Consider the following 15,636-nt stretch of genomic DNA (forward strand, 5'->3'; position numbering starts at 1 on the left):
CGGTATGCAACACACGAGCGAATGGCAGCGCCGGTTCGCCGAGGCGGCCCGCGAGGAACGGCCGGACCTGGCGACACTGTGCCTGCTGGTGGGCGCGGAGGCCGACCCGGAGCTGGGCGAGGCCGGGATCGACGCCGCCGAGATCGAGCTGGACCGGCTGGCCGGGCTGGTGCCGTACGGCCTGCGCGAGCCGCATGACTGGGCCGCCGCGCTCGCCGAACTGCTCGGTGAGCGGTGCGGCTTCCACGGCACGCCCGGCGACTACGAGCGTCTGGAGTCGTCGCTGCTGCACGAGGTGCTGCGGCGCCGCCGGGGCCTGCCGATCCTGCTGTCCGTCGTCTGGATCGAGGTGGCGCGGCGGGCGGGAGCGCCGGTGCACGGCGTCGCGCTGCCGGGCCACTTCGTCGTGGGCTTCGGCGGACCGGACGAGCGGGTCCTGGTCGACCCGTTCGACCGGGGCCGGCTGCTGACCGGTACGGACGTGGAGCTGCTGGTGGCGGGCGCGACCGGCGAGCCGCTGCGCCCGTCGATGCTGCGCCCCGCCGACCCGTTGGACGTCGTGCTGCGGATCCTCAACAACATCCGCGCCTGGGCCGCCGCCCGGCCCGAGTGCTCGCACGTGGCGCTGTGGGCGGTGGAGCTGTCCCTGCTGCTGCCGTCCCATCCGGCGCGGCTGCGGTACGAGCGCGCCCAGCTGCTCATCCAGCGGGGCGACTTCGTCGCGGGTGCGGCGGAGATGGACGCGTACGCCGAGGTGGTGGCGGGGGTCGAGCCGGTGGCGGCGGGGAAGATCCGGGACCTGGCGCGGGCGGCGCGGGCGATGCTGAACTGACGGCCCTCCCGTCGCGAGGTCCTAGTCGCGGTCGACGTGCTCGCGCAGGATCCGGCCGTTCGCCGCGTCGACGTCGTACGTCGTCTTGTACCAGTCCTTGGTGGTGACGACGTCGACGGACCAGACGAGGCGGTTGGCGTCGTCCTCGTCCAGCTGGACCGCGGTGACGGTGCCCTTCCTCTTGTCGGTGGCGGTCTTCGCGGCCTGCTGCGGGGTCCGCTTGGCCCGGCCCAGCCGGCCGGTGAGCTCGCGCTTGTCGTCGGCGTCTTGGCCGGGCTCGACTCGGGAGCGGGTCACCTTGCCGGTGACGGCGTCGATGTGGAGGGTGCGTACGGTGCCGTCGGTGCCGGCGACCTTGGCGACCCACTCGGGCGCGCCGGGTGTGGGGCTGGTGCCGGGGCCCGGGCTCGCGGGGGTCGGCGTGGCAGGGCTCGGGTTGAACGGGTTCGCGGTGTCCCCGGGGCTGGGCGATCCGGGGCTGGGGCTCGCGGCGGTCGCGCGCTTGAGCTCGATCTCCACGAGCTTGCCCCGCCGCACCTCGCCGACCGCCGTCGCGGCCGCCTTGTCCCAGCCGACCTTGGCCGCCGGGACGAGGGCCTTGCGCTCGGCCTGGTCCTGGGTGAGGCGCGGGCTCGGCGTCGCGTGCGTGGGGGTGGGCGCGGCGGCACCGGCCCGGTTCGTCTCTTCGGCCCCGCAGGCGGTGACCAGCGCGGCGGAACCGGCGAGGGCGCACACGGCGGCGATGGCACGGACACGGAGGGTGCGGTTCGTCACGCTCATGTGGCCACCCGTACCGCCGGCGCCGGACCGCCATGCGGAGGGAGCGGAAGCCAACCCGATCGGCCGAAGCCGTCACCGGGGCCCGCGTCCGTGTGGCCGGGGCTCCGGTGACGGCCGGCGCTTCGCCCGTTACGGGCAGCTGAGGCGGGTGTCGCCCGGGTCGGTGGTGCAGGTGTCGGAGTCGGGGCCTCCGTTGACCCGGGAGTTGTTCACGGTGGTGGTCGCCGTGGCGGTGTTGTCGCCGAGGTCGGGGCCGTCGGGTTCGGTGGTGGCGTCGACCGTGGGAATATCGGTCAGCGTGCCGGTCGACCGCGGCTCGGCGCGTTCAGCGGACCGAACCGCCCGCCCTCGGGGAGGTGTTCGGGCCTGTCGCGGCCGACCTGCCCGAGAGAGACGATGACGCACCCTTCCCTCGCCCGGCTCACCGCCCTCGTGCCTCCCCCCTCGACCCGCCGGAGCCCCGACTGGGCGCCCGTCGAGGCCGCACTCGGCAGTCCGCTGCCCGACGACTACAAGCGGATCATCGAGACGTACGGCGGCGGGGTCTTCGACGAGACCATCTGGGTGCTCGAGCCGGGCTGCTCCGACGAGGACTACGACCTCCTCGCCGAGGCCGAGGCGTGCGGCGACGCACTGGCCGGGCTCTGGGCCGCGGGCGAGCCCCAGCCCGCCGCACTCCGGGCCGAGGGCGCACGGGTGATCCCCTGGGCGTACGTCGAGGGCGCCGGCCACTACCTGTACTGGCTCGCCGGGCCGGGGCAGGAGCCCGCGGAGTGGACGGTGCTGCTCAACGAGGGGCGAGGGCCGGAGTGGGAGCACCACGCCCTGACGTGCGCCGGCTTCCTGGTGGGGGTGCTGACGGGCGAGGTCGAGTCCTGCTACGTCGGCGGCCTGGCGGACGGGCCTCACACGTTCACGCCGAACGCCGACATCCTGTGAGAGCGCCCCTGCGCGCCGCGCAGACGCAAGGAGCCCCCGCCCGGTCCGGGCGGGGGCTCCTTCGCGTACGGGAGGGTCAGCCCTCGCCGTCGAGGTCGATCTCCTCCGTGCGCTCCGCCGGGGTCTTGCCCAGCAGGGCCGTCTGGAGGGCGTGGGCGACGTCGTCGGCGGAGACCTGGTGCTGCTTGCCGTCCGCCTTGGTGATCATGACGCCGTCGAAGACCCCGTCCAGCAGGTCGTTGATCGCCTTCTTGTCGTAGACCTCGACCAGGCGGCCGTTGACCGGCTTCATGGAGAGGATCTTCGGCAGCGAGCGGCCCGGGCCGAACTGGATCTGCTTGCCGCCCGCCTTGATCGTGACGAGGCCGGACATCGCGGGCTTGGCGAACTCGTTCATCGCCCGGTCCAGTTCGGCCTGGGTGATCGTCGGCTGCTTGGTGGTGACGGGGAGCTCGACGACGTTCTCCTTGCCCGTCTCGACCTGGGCGCGGTACGCGTCGCGCACCGAGATCATCGAGCGCGGGACGTCGAGCGACTTGCCGGCCTTGCCCGGGACCGCGACGGGCTTGTTCGGCTGGAAGGTGATCGTGCCCTCGGTGGCCGAGCCGGAGGCGCCCGCCAGGTCCGTCAGGGCGACGCCGAGCTTCTCCTCGTCGACCGGGAACACCGGCTGGGCCGCGCGCTCGGCGCCGAAGAGGGAGCCGATGACGGAGACGGGGTTGTAGTCGCTGCCCGCGGCCGCGCGGACCGTCTCCTCGGCGTCCAGGGAGAGGCCCGCCTTGTCCGGGGCCAGCTCCTCCTTCTCGCCGCCCACGGACAGTTGGAGCGGGGCGGTGGCGCGCTTGCCGAAGGCGGCTTCCATCTTCTGGACCGCCTCCTCCTTCGTACCGCCGCCGATGTCGACGCCGAGCACCGTGGTGCCCTTCGGGACCTCGGCGTGGTTGAGGAGCAGGCCGGCGCCGTACGCCACACCGGCGAGGCCCACGACGCCCGCACCGAGCAGGACCAGCTTGGAGCGGCCCTTCTTCTTCGGGGCCGGGGCGGCCGCGGGGGCCGGTCGCGCGGGCGCCGGGGCGGCGGCGGGCTCGGCGGTGGCGTGGGTCGCGGCCACCTGGGCCGGGCCCGTCACCGGGAACGGCGAGGGGGACGGGGACGGGGCGCCGTGGTCGGCGGGGATCACCGGGAGGCCGCTGGTCAGCGTGTCCCCGGAGACGTGCCCGCCCGGCGGCGGACCCACCGGACCCGGAGCCACCGGACCCGGGGCAACCGGACGACCCGGAACCGGGGTGTAGGCGTGCTCCGCGGGCTCGGGGGCCGGCTTCTGCGGTGTCAGTACGGCGGTGTCGTCCGACATGCGCGGGACGGTGTTCATGGAGCCGGTCGCCGGGCCGGTGGTCGGCCCGTTGGGGCCGCCGCCGTGGCCGGGCCCCTGCCCTGGGCCGTACGCCGGCGCGTCCACCGTCCCCACGAGGTCCCGGAGGGCCGACGCGGGCGCCTCGGGTGCGGGCGCCTGGGGCGCGGGGGCGGCGGGCTCGGGTGCGGGCGCGGGGGGCTTGCGCGGGGCGAACCAGTCGCTCGCCGGCTTGTCCTGCGCCGGAGCCGGGCTCTGCGCCGGGCTCTGCGCCGGGACCTGTGCCTGCGCCCGGCCCTGCGACGGGGCCTGGGAGCGCGCCTGCGGCGCGTCCCCGGCGGGCTCCGGCGCCGCCGCGGACGCCGCGGTCCCGGCCCCGGCGTCCGCCTCGCTCATCGGCTTGCGCATGACGACTGGCGGGATCGGCCGCGAACCCGGGATGTTGATCCGGATGCGCGTCGTCAGCGTGGTTTCGGTCCTGGGCTCGTCCGGCTCCGCGACGGCCCGGGCCGCCTCCTCCGGAGCGTCGTACTGGCGCGATCCGTACGGCGGTGTACCCGAGGGGTACGCGGCTCCGCCGCGCCCCTGGGGGCCGGAGGACGAACTGTCAGTTTCACGACTCAAAGCAGGTTCTCCCGGTTGGCTCCGCCGCCCGCACTCACACCCGCGGGCGCCCGGCGGCGCGCACCACCATACTGGCCGCCGCCGGGACGTACCCCGTGCCCGGGAGAACCGGAACGGTCATTCCGGACGAAGTCCGGCGGGTCCGGGCACGTCACACGCCAAGTCGGCCGCTCGGGCCGCCCGATGGCGGCACCCGCACCATGGTGGCGCAGATCACAGCGACCGCCATCCCGCCCAGCAGGTAGACCAGCTCGACGACGCCGCCCGCGAAGGCCCCGTCGCCCTCCGGGCGGCCGAGGTTCAGCAGCAGGACGGCGACGAGCCAGCCGGCCCCGGCCGCCCCCACGCCCGCCGGGGTGCCGGTGAGGCGCAGGGCGCCGTAGAAGAGGCCGGCGGTGCCCGCCAGTGCGAGCAGCAACCCGCCCGGCACCCAGGCGCCTTGGACCAGCGAGCCCGCGATGCCCACCAGGAAGCCCAGGACGGCGAGGCCCGCGTACGAGGCGGCGCGTGCGGCGCTCACGCCCCGGTCCCTTCCGCGTGCGCCGCGCGCCCCGGGAGCGCCGCAAGCCCCGAGAGCCCCGCGAACAGGTCGTGTTCCCGCTCCCCGGCGGGCGCGCCGGAGCGGCCCTGCACCAACTGGTAGTACTCCGTGGTGAAGAGGGGTTGGCCCAGCTTGTTCGAGAGCGCGAAGAACGCGCCCTCCACGGTGATTTGCGTGGCGTGCGCCCGCATCGCGGCCGCCTTCCGCTCCGCGTACGCCGTCCCGTCGATCTCCGCCGTGACGAGGGTGTCGTCGGACCCGTCGTCCACGAGGCCGGGTACGTCCTCGACCGCCGCCACCTCCGGGAAGGCGCCGGCCGCGCGCAGCCGTGCGAAGCCCTCCTCGGCGACCGCCCGCGGCACCCGGTTCCAGTAGATCTTGGCGATCTCGTAGGGGTCGCCGAGGTCGCGCCGGTAGGCGGGTTCGGCGGCGAGTTCGGCCGCGCGCATGGCGACGCGGTGGGCCTGGATGTGGTCGGGGTGGCCGTAGCCGCCGTCGGGGTCGTACGTGATGAGCACCTGGGGCCGTACGGAGCGGATGACCTCGACCAGGTACGGCGCGGCGTCGTCCACGTCCGTGTGCCAGAAGGCGCCGTCGCGGTGGTTCTGCGGGGCGCCCATCATCCCGGAGTCGCGGAAGCGGCCGGGTCCGCCCAGGAAGCGGTGGTCGGTGACGCCGAGCTCCTTCATCGCGGCGGCCAGTTCGCCGACGCGATGAGGGCCCAGCCGGTCCTCCCGGTCGGGTGCGAGATGGGCGAGGCCGGGCGGGATGACCTCGCCCTCCTCGCCCTGTGTGCAGGTCACCAGGGTGACCTGGGCTCCCTCGGCCGCGTACTTGGCCATCGTGGCGCCGTTGTTGATCGACTCGTCGTCGGGGTGCGCGTGCACCAGGAGCAGACGACGGGAGGGCAGTTCCGTCATACGGACACCCTAGAACGGACGGGGTGCCCGGTACGGACGGACGGCGCCCTAGGACGGCCCGCGACGGGCGTCTAGAACTTGATCCCGCCGATCATGCCCGCCACGTTGGTCGTCAGCTCACTGATGGTGGGCGCGATGGAGGAGCTCGCCAGGTAGAAGCCGAGCAGCATGCAGACGGCCGCGTGCCCGCCCTTCAGCCCCGACTTCTTGATCAGCAGGAAGACGACGATCGCCAGCAGCACAACCACCGAAATCGAGAGTGCCACGGCGGTTCACCTCCATAGATATTCACGTCGGACCGGGCAGCGCGCATGTGCCGGAGGGTACATACCCATCTGGCCGTACGGATCATAACTATCCGATCTCACGCATCGATCGGTGCACGGCAGCACATGGGGGCGCACGACCGCTAGTTTCGGACGCATGACCTCCAGGCAACAGACCTCAAGGCAACAGCTTTCGTTCCCCCGTCAGTACGCCAGGACCCAGCGCTTCACCCTCGGCGCACCCCGGGCGTTCACCGTCTCACCCGACGGTCACCGGGTCGTCTTCCTCCGCTCACCCGGCTCCACCCACCGCGCCCACCAGCTGTGGCTGCTCGACCTCGAGGGCGAGCCGCGCGAGCGCCTCGCCGCCGACCCGGAAGCGCTGCTCGGCGGTGCCGAGGAGCAGTTGCCGCCGGAGGAGCGGGCGCGCCGCGAGCGCAGCCGGGAGGGCGCGGGCGGCATCGTCGGCTACGCGGTGGACGGCGCGGTGGAGTTGGCGGCGTTCGCGCTGTCCGGACGCCTGTTCGCGGCGGAGTTGCGCGCCGGGACGGCGCGCGAACTGCCCGCGCGCGGGCCGGTGATCGACCCGCGCCCCTCCCCCGACGGCCGGCACATCGCGTACGTGGCGCAGGGCGCGCTGCGGGTGACCGGCGCGGACGGGGAGGGCGACCGGGCCCTGGCGGAACCGGAGGACGCGCACGTCACCTACGGGCTCGCGGAGTTCGTCGCGGCCGAGGAGATGGGCCGCTCGCGCGGTTTCTGGTGGTCGCCGGAGTCGGACCGCCTGCTGGTCGCGCGGGTCGACGACAGCGACGTACAGCGCTGGTGGCTCTCGGACCCGGCGCATCCGGACCGGCGGCCGGCCGAGGTGGCCTATCCGGCGGCGGGCACGGCCAACGCCGACGTACGGCTGTGCTTCGTCGGGCTGGACGGGTCCCGTACGGAGGTGGAGTGGGACCGGGCGCGCTACCCGTACCTGGCGCGGGTGCACTGGTCGTCGGCGGGGGCTCCGCTGCTGCTGGTGCAGGCGCGGGACCAGCGGACGCAGGCGTACCTGGCGGTGGACACGGCCTCCGGGACGACGCGGACGGTGCACGTGGACGAGGACCCGGTGTGGCTGGAGCTGCTGCCGGGGGTCCCCGCCTGGGCTCCGGACGGCCGGCTGGTGCGGATCGCGGACGAGGCGGGGGCCCGGGTGCTGGCGGTCGGCGACCGCGCGCTGACCGGGGCGCAGACGCAGCTGCGGGCCGTGCTGGACGTCGGCGACAACGATGTACTCGTCCAGGCGTCGGCGGGCGAGGAGGCGCCCGGACCGGATCTGGAAATTGGCGAGATTCATGTGTACCGGGTCAATGAACTCGGCGTCGAAAGACTGTCCGAGGGCGCGGGGGTGCACTCGGCGGTGCGGTGCGGTGCGGTGACGGTCCTGGCGTCGTCGCGACCCGACGCGCCGGGGCAGACCGTGCGGGTGCTGCGCGACGGCAAGCCGGTGGCGGAGATCGCGTCGTACGCCGAGACGCCGGTGCTGTCGCCGCGCCTGACGCTCACCGAGTCGGGCCCGCACCGCATCCCGTGCGCCGTGCTGCTGCCGCGCGGGTACGAGGAGGGCGACGGGCCGCTGCCGGTGCTCCTGGACCCGTACGGCGGGCCGCACGGGCAGCGGGTGCTGGCCGCGCACAACGCGCACCTGACGTCGCAGTGGTTCGCCGACCAGGGGTTCGCGGTGATCGTGGCGGACGGGCGGGGCGCGCCGGGGCGGTCGCCCGCCTGGGAGAAGGCGGTCAAGGACCGGCTGACGCTGACGGTGGACGACCAGGTGGAGGCGTTGCACGGGCTGGCGGACCGCTTCCCGCTGGACCTGGACCGGGTGGCGATCCGGGGCTGGTCGTTCGGCGGCCTGCTGGCCGGTCTCGCCGTGCTGCGGCGGCCGGACGTGTTCCACGCCGGCGTGGTGGGGGCGCCGGTGACCGACCAGCGCCTGTACGACACGCACTACACCGAGCGGTACCTCGGGATGCCGCAGGAGGCGCCGGAGGTGTACGAGGCGAACTCGCTGGTGGGCGACGACGGTCTGGTGGCGCCGCAGGAGCCGGCCAGGCCGATGATGATCATCCATGGTCTGGTGGACGACAATGTGGTGATGGCCCATACGCTCCGGCTGTCGTCGGCGCTGCTGGCGGCCGGCCGACCCCATGAGGTGCTGCCGCTCACGGGCGTGACGCACATGACGCCGCAGGAGCAGGTGGCCGAAAACCTGCTGCTGCTCCAGGTGGACTTCCTGAAGCGGTCGTTGAACCTGGCCTGAGAAGGCGACCGGCCGGGGCGAGCTCGCTGCGCCCCGGCCGGTCCACGGCACCCGCACGGCCGTACGCCCTCCAGACTGGCGTGTCCGTATATCGGAGCGAAGTCCGTGCCGTTACCCGGCTGTTAAGCACTGAGTGCCCGTCAGGTGAGCCGGTCAGAGGGACGGCCCGGGCGCCACCACCCGCCTCTCCTCCGCGAAGTGGCAGGCCGAGTCGTGCCGCGCCGGGCCCTCCCGGTGCGCCAGCGGCACCGGCACGGCCAGCGGCGGCACCTCCAGGGCGCAGGTGTCGCGCGCCTTCCAGCAGCGGGTGCGGAAGCGGCACCCGGAAGGCGGGTCGGCGGGGGACGGCACGTCACCCGTGAGCAGGATCCGCTCGCCCCGCGACGCCCGCGCCGCCGGGTCGGGCACCGGCACCGCCGACAGCAGGGCCTGGGTGTACGGGTGCGTGGGGTGGTCGTAGATCTCGGTGTCGGTGCCGGTCTCGACGATCCTGCCGAGGTACATCACGCCGACCCGGTCGGAGATGTGCCGCACGATCGACAGGTCGTGCGCGATGAAGACGTAACTCAGGCCGAACTCGTCCTGGAGGCGCTCCAGCAGGTTGATCACCTGCGCCTGTACGGAGACGTCGAGGGCGGACACCGGTTCGTCGGCCACGATGACCTCGGGGCGCAGGGCGAGGCCGCGCGCGATGCCGATGCGCTGGCGCTGGCCGCCGGAGAACTGGTGGGGGTAGCGGTTGATGTACTCGGGGTTGAGGCCGACGACGTCGAGCAGTTCCCGCACCCGGCGGCGCCGGTCGCCCTTCGGCGCGGCCTCGGGGTGGATCTCGTACGGCTCGCCGACGATGTCGCCGACCGTCATGCGCGGGTTGAGGGAGGTGTACGGGTCCTGGAACACCATCTGGATGTTGCGGCGGACGGCCTTGAGGGCGCGGCCGGAGAGCCGGGTGATGTCCTCGCCCTTGTACAGGATCCGCCCGGCCGTGGGCCGTTCGAGGCTGACGAGCATCCGGGCGAGGGTGGACTTGCCGCAGCCGGACTCCCCCACGATGCCGAGCGTCTCCCCCGCGTCCAGCGTGAGGTCGACGCCGTCGACGGCCTTGACGGCGCCGGTCTGCTTCTTGAACAGGACGCCCTGGGTGAGGGGGTAGTGCTTGACGAGCCCGCGCACCTCAAGAATCGGCGGCATCGAGGGTCTCCTTCCAGAAGTGGCAGGCGCTGCCCCGTTCGTCGGACACCTCGTGGAGCGGCGGTTCGTCGATGCGGCACACGTCGCGGGCGCGCGGGCAGCGCGGGTGGAAGGGGCAGCCGGGCGGGATGTCCAGCAGGCTCGGCGGCAGGCCCTTGATCGCGTACAGCTCCCTGCCCTTGTCGCTCAGGCGCGGGATCGAGTCGAGCAGCCCGGCGGTGTAGGGGTGGGCGGGGGCCCGGTAGAGGTCGTGGACGGGCGCGGTCTCGACGATCCGGCCCGCGTACATGACGGCGATCCGGTCGGCGACGTCGGCGACGACGCCGAGGTCGTGGGTGATGAGGATCAGTCCCATGCCGAGGTCGCGCCGCAGCTCGGCGAGGAGCTCCATGATCTGGGCCTGGACGGTGACGTCGAGGGCGGTGGTGGGCTCGTCGGCGATGATGAGGGCCGGTTCCAGCGCCATCGCCATGGCGATCATGATGCGCTGGCGCATGCCGCCGCTGAACTGGTGCGGATACTGCCCGACCCGCTCGCGGGCCGCCGGGATGCGGACCCGGTCCATCAGCTCGACGGCCTTGGCGCGGGCGTCGCGCTTCGACATGCCCCGGTGGACGACGAACATCTCGCCGAGCTGGTCGCCCACGGTGAGCACCGGGTTGAGCGCCGACAGGGCGTCCTGGAAGACCATCGCCATCTCGGCGCCGCGGATCCGGCGCCGGGCGTCCTCCTTGAGGGTGAGCAGGTCGCGGCCCTTGAAGAGGATCTCGCCGCCCGTGATCCGGGCCGGCGGCGTGTCGAGGATGCCCATGACGGCCTGCGCGGTGACGGACTTGCCGGAGCCCGACTCACCGAGCACGGCGAGTGTCTCGCCGGCGTCGACCGCGTACGAGACGCCGTTGACGGCCTTGGCGATCCCGTCGCGGGTACGGAACTCCACGCGCAGGTCGCGTACCTCCAGCAGGGTGTCGGACATGGCGGCGGCTCCTGGGGATCAGCGCAGCTTCGGGTCGAGGGCGTCGCGCACGGCGTCGCCGAGCATGATGAAGGCGAGCACGGTGAGGGACAGGGCTCCGGCCGGCCAGAGCAGCATGTGCGGGGCGTTGCGGATCTGCGGGGCGGCGTTCGAGATGTCGATGCCCCAGGAGACGGTCGGCGGGCGCAGGCCGACGCCGAGGAAGGACAGCGTGGCCTCCAGGGCGATGTACGTGCCCAGCGCGATGGTCGCCACGACGATGACGGGCGCGACGGCGTTGGGCGCGACGTGGCGCAGCAGCATGCGCCCGCTGCCCGCGCCGAGCGCCCGCGCGGCCTGGACGTAGTCGTGCTCCCTGGCGGTGATGACGGCGCCGCGGGCGATGCGGGCGACCTGGGGCCAGCCGAGCAGCACGATGAAGCCGACCACGGGCCACACGGTGGAGCTGGTGACGACGGAGAGGAACACCAGGCCGCCGAGGACGACGGGGATGCCGAAGAACACGTCGGCGGTGCGCGACAGCAGCGCGTCCGACCAGCCGCCGAAGAAACCGGCGAGCCCGCCGAGCAGGCTACCCAGCAGCGCGGCGCCGAGGGTGGCGCACACGCCGACGGTGATGGAGGCGCGTGCGCCGTACACCGTACGGGTGTAGACGTCACAGCCCTGGGTGTCGTACCCGAACGGGTGACCCGGTGCCGGGCCCTGCTGCGACCTGGACAGGTCGCAGCGCAGCGGGTCGCCGGAGGTGAGGATCTGCGGCCAGAGGGCGATCAGGACGAGAAAGACGATGAGGAGGGCGGAGACGACGAAGACGGGGTTGCGGCGCAGCTGGTGCCAGGCGTCGCTCCACAGGGAGCGGGGGCGGCGGTCGTCGGCCCCGAGCGTGCCGGCCTCGGCGACGGCGAGGTCCATGGCGCCGCCCGCGCCGGTCGGGGCGACGGCGTCGAACCGGTCGCGTGCGGGTTCAGGCATAACGGATCCTCGGGTCCAGGACCGCGTACAGCAGGTCGACGAGCAGGTTCGCCACCAGGAAGACGATGACCAGGATCGTCACGAAGCCGACGACCGTGGGCGCGTTGTTGCGGAGGATGCCCTGGTAGAGCTGGTAGCCGACGCCGTGGATGTTGAAGATCCGCTCGGTGACGATGGCGCCGCCCATGAGCGAGCCGATGTCGGCGCCGATGAAGGTGACGACGGGGATGAGCGAGTTGCGCAGCACGTGCCGGGTGATGACCCGGTGGCGGGGCAGGCCCTTGGCGATGGCGGTGCGGACGTAGTCGGCGCGGAGGTTCTCGGCGATGGACGTACGGCTCAGGCGGGTGACGTACGCCAGGGACACCAGCGCCAGCACGGTGCCGGGCAGGAGCAGTTCGTCGAAACGGGCGTCCGGGGAGACGGAGGGGCGCACCCAGCCCCACTGCACGCCGAGGAGGTACTGGAGGAGGTAGCCGGAGACGAAGGTGGGGACGGAGATCACCACGAGCGTGAGGACGAGCAGGCCGGTGTCGAGGGGACGGCCGCGCTTGAGGCCGCTGACGACGCCGAGGGTGATGCCGATGAGGACCTCGATGACGATGGCGACGAGGGTGAGGCGGAGGGTGACGGGGAAGGCGGAGGCCATCAGTTCGGTGACGCGGCGGCCGTTGAAGGCGGTGCCGAAGTCGCCGCGGAAGATCTGGCCCATGTAGAGCAGGTACTGCTTCCACAGGGGTTCGTCGAGGTGGAGTTCCGCGCGGATGCGGGCGGCGGTGGCGGGGTCGGGTTCGCGGTCGCCGAAGAGCGCGGCGACCGGGTCGCCGAGGGCGTACACCAGGAAGAAGATGAGGAAGGTGCTGCCGATGAACACCGGGATCATCTGGAGCAGCCGCCGGATCACATAGCGTCCCATGGGAGCTCCGGTCGTCGTCGGGCGCGGTCGGGGCGGAATGCTCGCGCGGGCGTCAGCTGACCTTGATCCGGTCGTAGACCGGGACGCTGAACTGGTTCAGGGCCACGTCGGACAGGCGCTCGGAGTAGCCGGCGCTGCCGTTCTGGTACCAGAGCGGGATGACCGGCATCTGCTCCGCGAGGATCCGCTCGGCGGCCTGGAAGTCCTTGACCGCCTGGGCCTGGTCGGTCGTGCGGTTGGCCTTGTCGACGAGCGCGTCGAACCGCTGGTCGCTGAACTTGCCGTGGTTGGCGGAGCCGCCGGTGTAGTACAGCGGCTGGAGGAAGTTCTGGATGAGCGGGTAGTCGGCCTGCCAGCCGGAGCGGAAGGGGCCGGACATCCGGAAGGTCGTGGTGCGGTTGCGGTAGTCGGCGAAGGTGCCGACGGGGTCGACGGTGCAGACGGGCCCCTTGTCCAGCGCGTTGTTGACGCTGTTGCAGACGGCGTCCATCCAGGCGCGGTGCGAGCCGGTGTCGACGTTGGAGGTCAGCGTCAGCCGCCCGCCGGGCAGGCCGCCGCCCTCCTCGATGAGCTTCTTGGCCCGGGCCGGGTCGTACGCGCACGTGTCGCCGCACAGCTGCGTGTGGCCGCCCTCGCGGCCGAGGGCCGGGGAGGTCCAGTCCTTCGCGGGCGTCCGCGTGCCCTGGTAGATCTGGCGGGTGATCTCGTCGCGGTTGATGGCCATGGACAGGCCGCGGCGGACCTTCTCCATGCCGGGCTTGGCCCACTCCGGCCGGTACATCGGGAAGGCGAGGGTCTGGAGGATGAGGGCGGGCTGGTTGATGTAGCGGTCGCCGAGGTCGTTCGCGGCGTTCTTCAACTGCTGCGCGGGGACGTCGTCGACGAGGTCGAGGTTGCCCGCCATCAGGTCGGTGTAGGCGGTGTTGTTGTCGGTGTAGACGACGAGGTCCACGCCGCCGTTGCGCGCCTTGTCGGGGCCCCGGTAGCCGTCCCAGCGGCGCAGCTTCATGGCGGAGCCCTTCTGGTACGACTCCACGGCGTAGGGGCCGTTGCCGACCGGCTTGTCCAGCCAGCCGTCGTGGTCGGTGAAGAAGGCGCGGGGCAGCGGGACGAACGCGTGGTAGCCGAGGGTCTCGGGCCAGCTGGAGAAGGTGTCCTTGAGCGTCACGGTGAAGGTCCGGTCGTCCTTGACGACCAGTCCGCTCATCGTCTTGGCCCGGGGGGCGCCGGAGGTGGGGTGGACGTCGTCGTAGCCGGCGATGTCGCTGAAGAAGGGCGCGTTGTTCTGCTTGTTGTCGATGTGCGCCGCGTAGTTCCAGGCGTCGACGAAGGAGCGGGCGGTGACGGGCTCGCCGTTGCTGAAGGTCCAGCCGGGCTTGAGGGTGATGGTGAAGTTCTTCGAGTCGGTCGTCTCGATCTTCTCGGCCAGCAGGTCGCGCGCCTCGCCGGTCTCGGGGTCGTACCGCTTGAGGCCGCGGAAGACCATGTCGAGGACCTTGCCGCCCTGGACCTCGTTGGTGTTGGCCGGCTCGATGGGGTTCTGCGGGTCGCCCCAGGAGGAGCGCACGATCCCGTCGGCGCCACCGTCGGCGGCGCCTCCGCCGCAGGCGGTCGCCGCGAGGGCGACGGCCACGGCGCATGCGGCCGACCTGACGTACGTGGCTCCGCGCATGGGGTGCCTCCCGTGGGGGGTCGTCGGTCCCCGGGCCTCCGTCCTCGGTCCCGGCCTGGACCCACATACCACCGCATACCGGGCGGGCCCGCACGCCCATCGCGTCCGCAGGAGTGGCGGGGGCACGCGAAAGGGCCCCGTTCCGCCGCGGGTGCGGCGGTGCGGGGCCCTCGGGCGCACAAGCGGCGCTGCGCCGTGGCGCTACACCGTCTTCTTCGGCGTCGCCTCCGCCTCCAGGGCGGCCAGCGCCGGGTCGAGGACGATGTCCTCGCCGCGCGCCTCGGTCGTCGGCTCCTCCGGGAAGTGGCACGCCGTCAGGTGACCGTCGCGGTTGCCCTCCACCTGGACGAGCGGCGGCTCCTCGCTCGCGCAGATGTCCTGCGCCTTCCAGCACCGCGTACGGAAGCGGCAGCCGGACGGCGGCATGATCGGGGAGGGCACGTCTCCGTAGAGGCGGATGCGCTCCCGGCGCTCGGTGTCGAGGTCCGCCTCCGGCACCGCCGACAGCAGGGCGTGCGTGTACGGGTGGCGCGGGCGGTTGTAGAGCGAGTCGCGGTCGGCGACCTCCACCACCTTGCCGAGGTACATCACGGCCACGCGCTCGGAGAAGTGGCGTACGACGGCGAGGTCGTGCGCGATGAACACGAACGCGATGCCCATGTCCCGCTGGAGGTCCTGGAGCAGGTTGACGACCTGCGCCTGGATGGAGACGTCCAGCGCGGAGACCGGCTCGTCCGCGACGATCAGCTTCGGCTCCAGGGCGAGCGCCCGGGCCACGCCGATGCGCTGCCGCTGGCCGCCGGAGAACTCGTGCGGGAAGCGGTTGTAGTGCTCGGGGTTGAGCCCGACGATCTCCAGCAGCTCCCGGACGCGCTTCTCACGGCCGCCGGGCGGGTTGATGCCGTTGATCTCCATCGGCCCGGAGATGATCGTGCCGACGGTCTGCCGCGGGTTCAGCGACGCGTACGGGTCCTGGAAGATCATCTGGATCTCGGACCGGATCGGCGCCAGCTGCTTGCGCTTGGCGTGCGTGATGTCCTGGCCGCGGTAGGTGATGGTGCCGCCGGTCGGCTCCAGCAGGCGCGTCAGGAGCCTGCCGGTGGTCGACTTGCCGCAGCCGGACTCGCCCACCAGGCCCAGGCTCTCGCCGGGGTAGACGGTCAGGTCCACGCCGTCGACGGCCTGGACCGCGCCCACCTTCCGCTTGATGGGGAAGCCCCCCATGATCGGAAAGTGCTTGGTCAGTCCTTTGGTCACCAGCAGCGGCTCGGCCGAGGACCGGTCGCGCTGCTGCGGCACCGCTTCGCCGGCGGCCTTGGTGGTGTTGTTCTCGCTCATGGTCTTTAGCCCC

General features: G+C 72.7%; 14 protein-coding genes. 3 read left to right on the forward strand and 11 right to left on the reverse strand.

The features are described from left to right. Window positions 1-4: 4 nt before the first annotated feature. Window positions 5-832 carry a SirB1 family protein gene (locus tag AC07FJ_RS12075; protein WP_479048341.1) on the forward strand — a complete coding sequence of 276 codons (828 nt, stop codon included), beginning with the start codon at window positions 5-7 and terminating at the stop codon, window positions 830-832. 21 nt (window positions 833-853) lie between these two features. Here AC07FJ_RS12075 and AC07FJ_RS12080 read toward each other — a convergent pair whose 3' ends face one another. Further along, on the reverse strand, window positions 854-1,612 hold the full coding sequence (locus AC07FJ_RS12080) for a PepSY domain-containing protein (protein ID WP_479047932.1): 759 nt from the start codon (window positions 1,610-1,612) through the stop codon (window positions 854-856). Window positions 1,613-2,008: 396 nt separating this feature from the next. Here AC07FJ_RS12080 and AC07FJ_RS12085 point away from each other — a divergent pair, with 396 nt between their 5' ends. Beyond that, window positions 2,009-2,551: an SMI1/KNR4 family protein gene (locus AC07FJ_RS12085; RefSeq protein ID WP_479047935.1), complete on the forward strand. Its 543-nt coding sequence runs from the start codon at window positions 2,009-2,011 to the stop codon at window positions 2,549-2,551. 76 nt (window positions 2,552-2,627) lie between these two features. Here the strand turns inward: AC07FJ_RS12085 and AC07FJ_RS12090 are convergent, their stop codons facing one another. The 4 genes from AC07FJ_RS12090 to AC07FJ_RS12105 form a co-directional block, all read right to left on the reverse strand. Continuing rightward, a complete protein-coding gene (locus AC07FJ_RS12090; RefSeq protein WP_479047938.1) occupies window positions 2,628-4,526 on the reverse strand; it encodes a peptidoglycan binding domain-containing protein in 1,899 nt (632 codons plus the stop codon). A gap of 151 nt (window positions 4,527-4,677) precedes the next feature. After that, window positions 4,678-5,046, reverse strand: a complete 369-nt coding sequence (locus AC07FJ_RS12095) for a DUF6113 family protein (protein WP_479047940.1) — start codon at window positions 5,044-5,046, stop codon at window positions 4,678-4,680. Further along, window positions 5,043-5,987: an N-acetyl-1-D-myo-inositol-2-amino-2-deoxy-alpha-D-glucopyranoside deacetylase gene (gene mshB / locus AC07FJ_RS12100; RefSeq protein WP_479047943.1), complete on the reverse strand. Its 945-nt coding sequence runs from the start codon at window positions 5,985-5,987 to the stop codon at window positions 5,043-5,045. The genes AC07FJ_RS12095 and mshB overlap by 4 nt, the downstream gene beginning before the upstream one ends. 71 nt (window positions 5,988-6,058) lie before the next feature. After that, the gene (locus tag AC07FJ_RS12105) at window positions 6,059-6,253 is read right to left on the reverse strand and encodes a hypothetical protein (protein WP_355364084.1); all 195 of its coding nucleotides are present in this window, start codon (window positions 6,251-6,253) and stop codon (window positions 6,059-6,061) included. Window positions 6,254-6,410: 157 nt separating this feature from the next. Between AC07FJ_RS12105 and AC07FJ_RS12110 the strand changes: the two genes are divergently transcribed. After that, window positions 6,411-8,558, forward strand: coding sequence for a prolyl oligopeptidase family serine peptidase (locus tag AC07FJ_RS12110; protein WP_479047945.1), 2,148 nt, complete (start codon window positions 6,411-6,413; stop codon window positions 8,556-8,558). Between the two features lie 153 nt (window positions 8,559-8,711). Here the strand turns inward: AC07FJ_RS12110 and AC07FJ_RS12115 are convergent, their stop codons facing one another. From AC07FJ_RS12115 to AC07FJ_RS12140, 6 genes are all read right to left on the reverse strand, one after another. After that, a complete protein-coding gene (locus AC07FJ_RS12115; protein WP_479047947.1) occupies window positions 8,712-9,749 on the reverse strand; it encodes an ABC transporter ATP-binding protein in 1,038 nt (345 codons plus the stop codon). Next, on the reverse strand, window positions 9,733-10,725 hold the full coding sequence (locus AC07FJ_RS12120; protein ID WP_479047950.1) for an ABC transporter ATP-binding protein: 993 nt from the start codon (window positions 10,723-10,725) through the stop codon (window positions 9,733-9,735). Before AC07FJ_RS12120 ends, AC07FJ_RS12115 begins: the two co-directional genes overlap by 17 nt. Window positions 10,726-10,743: 18 nt before the next feature. After that, on the reverse strand, window positions 10,744-11,697 hold the full coding sequence (locus tag AC07FJ_RS12125; protein ID WP_361419667.1) for an ABC transporter permease: 954 nt from the start codon (window positions 11,695-11,697) through the stop codon (window positions 10,744-10,746). Next, complete coding sequence (locus AC07FJ_RS12130) at window positions 11,690-12,613, reverse strand: ABC transporter permease (RefSeq protein ID WP_479047953.1); 924 nt, start codon at window positions 12,611-12,613, stop codon at window positions 11,690-11,692. Before AC07FJ_RS12130 ends, AC07FJ_RS12125 begins: the two co-directional genes overlap by 8 nt. A 52-nt stretch (window positions 12,614-12,665) precedes the next feature. Next, window positions 12,666-14,285, reverse strand: a complete 1,620-nt coding sequence (locus AC07FJ_RS12135) for a peptide ABC transporter substrate-binding protein (protein WP_479047955.1) — start codon at window positions 14,283-14,285, stop codon at window positions 12,666-12,668. A 201-nt stretch (window positions 14,286-14,486) separates the two neighbouring features. Beyond that, window positions 14,487-15,623: an ABC transporter ATP-binding protein gene (locus tag AC07FJ_RS12140; protein WP_479047956.1), complete on the reverse strand. Its 1,137-nt coding sequence runs from the start codon at window positions 15,621-15,623 to the stop codon at window positions 14,487-14,489. Window positions 15,624-15,636 lie beyond the last annotated feature (13 nt).

It is taken from the genome of Streptomyces sp. NPDC045998, from assembly GCF_056430285.1.

Bases quoted from the DNA above. Each gene is read 5' to 3' on its own strand.
- AC07FJ_RS12110 (WP_479047945.1), top strand. From the start codon at position 6,411: ATGACCTCCAGGCAACAGACCTCAAGGCAACAGCTTTCGTTCCCCCGT.
- mshB (WP_479047943.1), bottom strand. From the start codon at position 5,987: ATGACGGAACTGCCCTCCCGTCGTCTGCTCCTGGTGCACGCGCACCCC.
- AC07FJ_RS12115 (WP_479047947.1), bottom strand. From the start codon at position 9,749: ATGCCGCCGATTCTTGAGGTGCGCGGGCTCGTCAAGCACTACCCCCTC.
- AC07FJ_RS12075 (WP_479048341.1), top strand. From the start codon at position 5: ATGCAACACACGAGCGAATGGCAGCGCCGGTTCGCCGAGGCGGCCCGC.
- AC07FJ_RS12140 (WP_479047956.1), bottom strand. From the start codon at position 15,623: ATGAGCGAGAACAACACCACCAAGGCCGCCGGCGAAGCGGTGCCGCAG.
- AC07FJ_RS12130 (WP_479047953.1), bottom strand. From the start codon at position 12,613: ATGGGACGCTATGTGATCCGGCGGCTGCTCCAGATGATCCCGGTGTTC.
- AC07FJ_RS12125 (WP_361419667.1), bottom strand. From the start codon at position 11,697: ATGCCTGAACCCGCACGCGACCGGTTCGACGCCGTCGCCCCGACCGGC.
- AC07FJ_RS12135 (WP_479047955.1), bottom strand. From the start codon at position 14,285: ATGCGCGGAGCCACGTACGTCAGGTCGGCCGCATGCGCCGTGGCCGTC.
- AC07FJ_RS12080 (WP_479047932.1), bottom strand. From the start codon at position 1,612: ATGAGCGTGACGAACCGCACCCTCCGTGTCCGTGCCATCGCCGCCGTG.
- AC07FJ_RS12120 (WP_479047950.1), bottom strand. From the start codon at position 10,725: ATGTCCGACACCCTGCTGGAGGTACGCGACCTGCGCGTGGAGTTCCGT.
- AC07FJ_RS12085 (WP_479047935.1), top strand. From the start codon at position 2,009: ATGACGCACCCTTCCCTCGCCCGGCTCACCGCCCTCGTGCCTCCCCCC.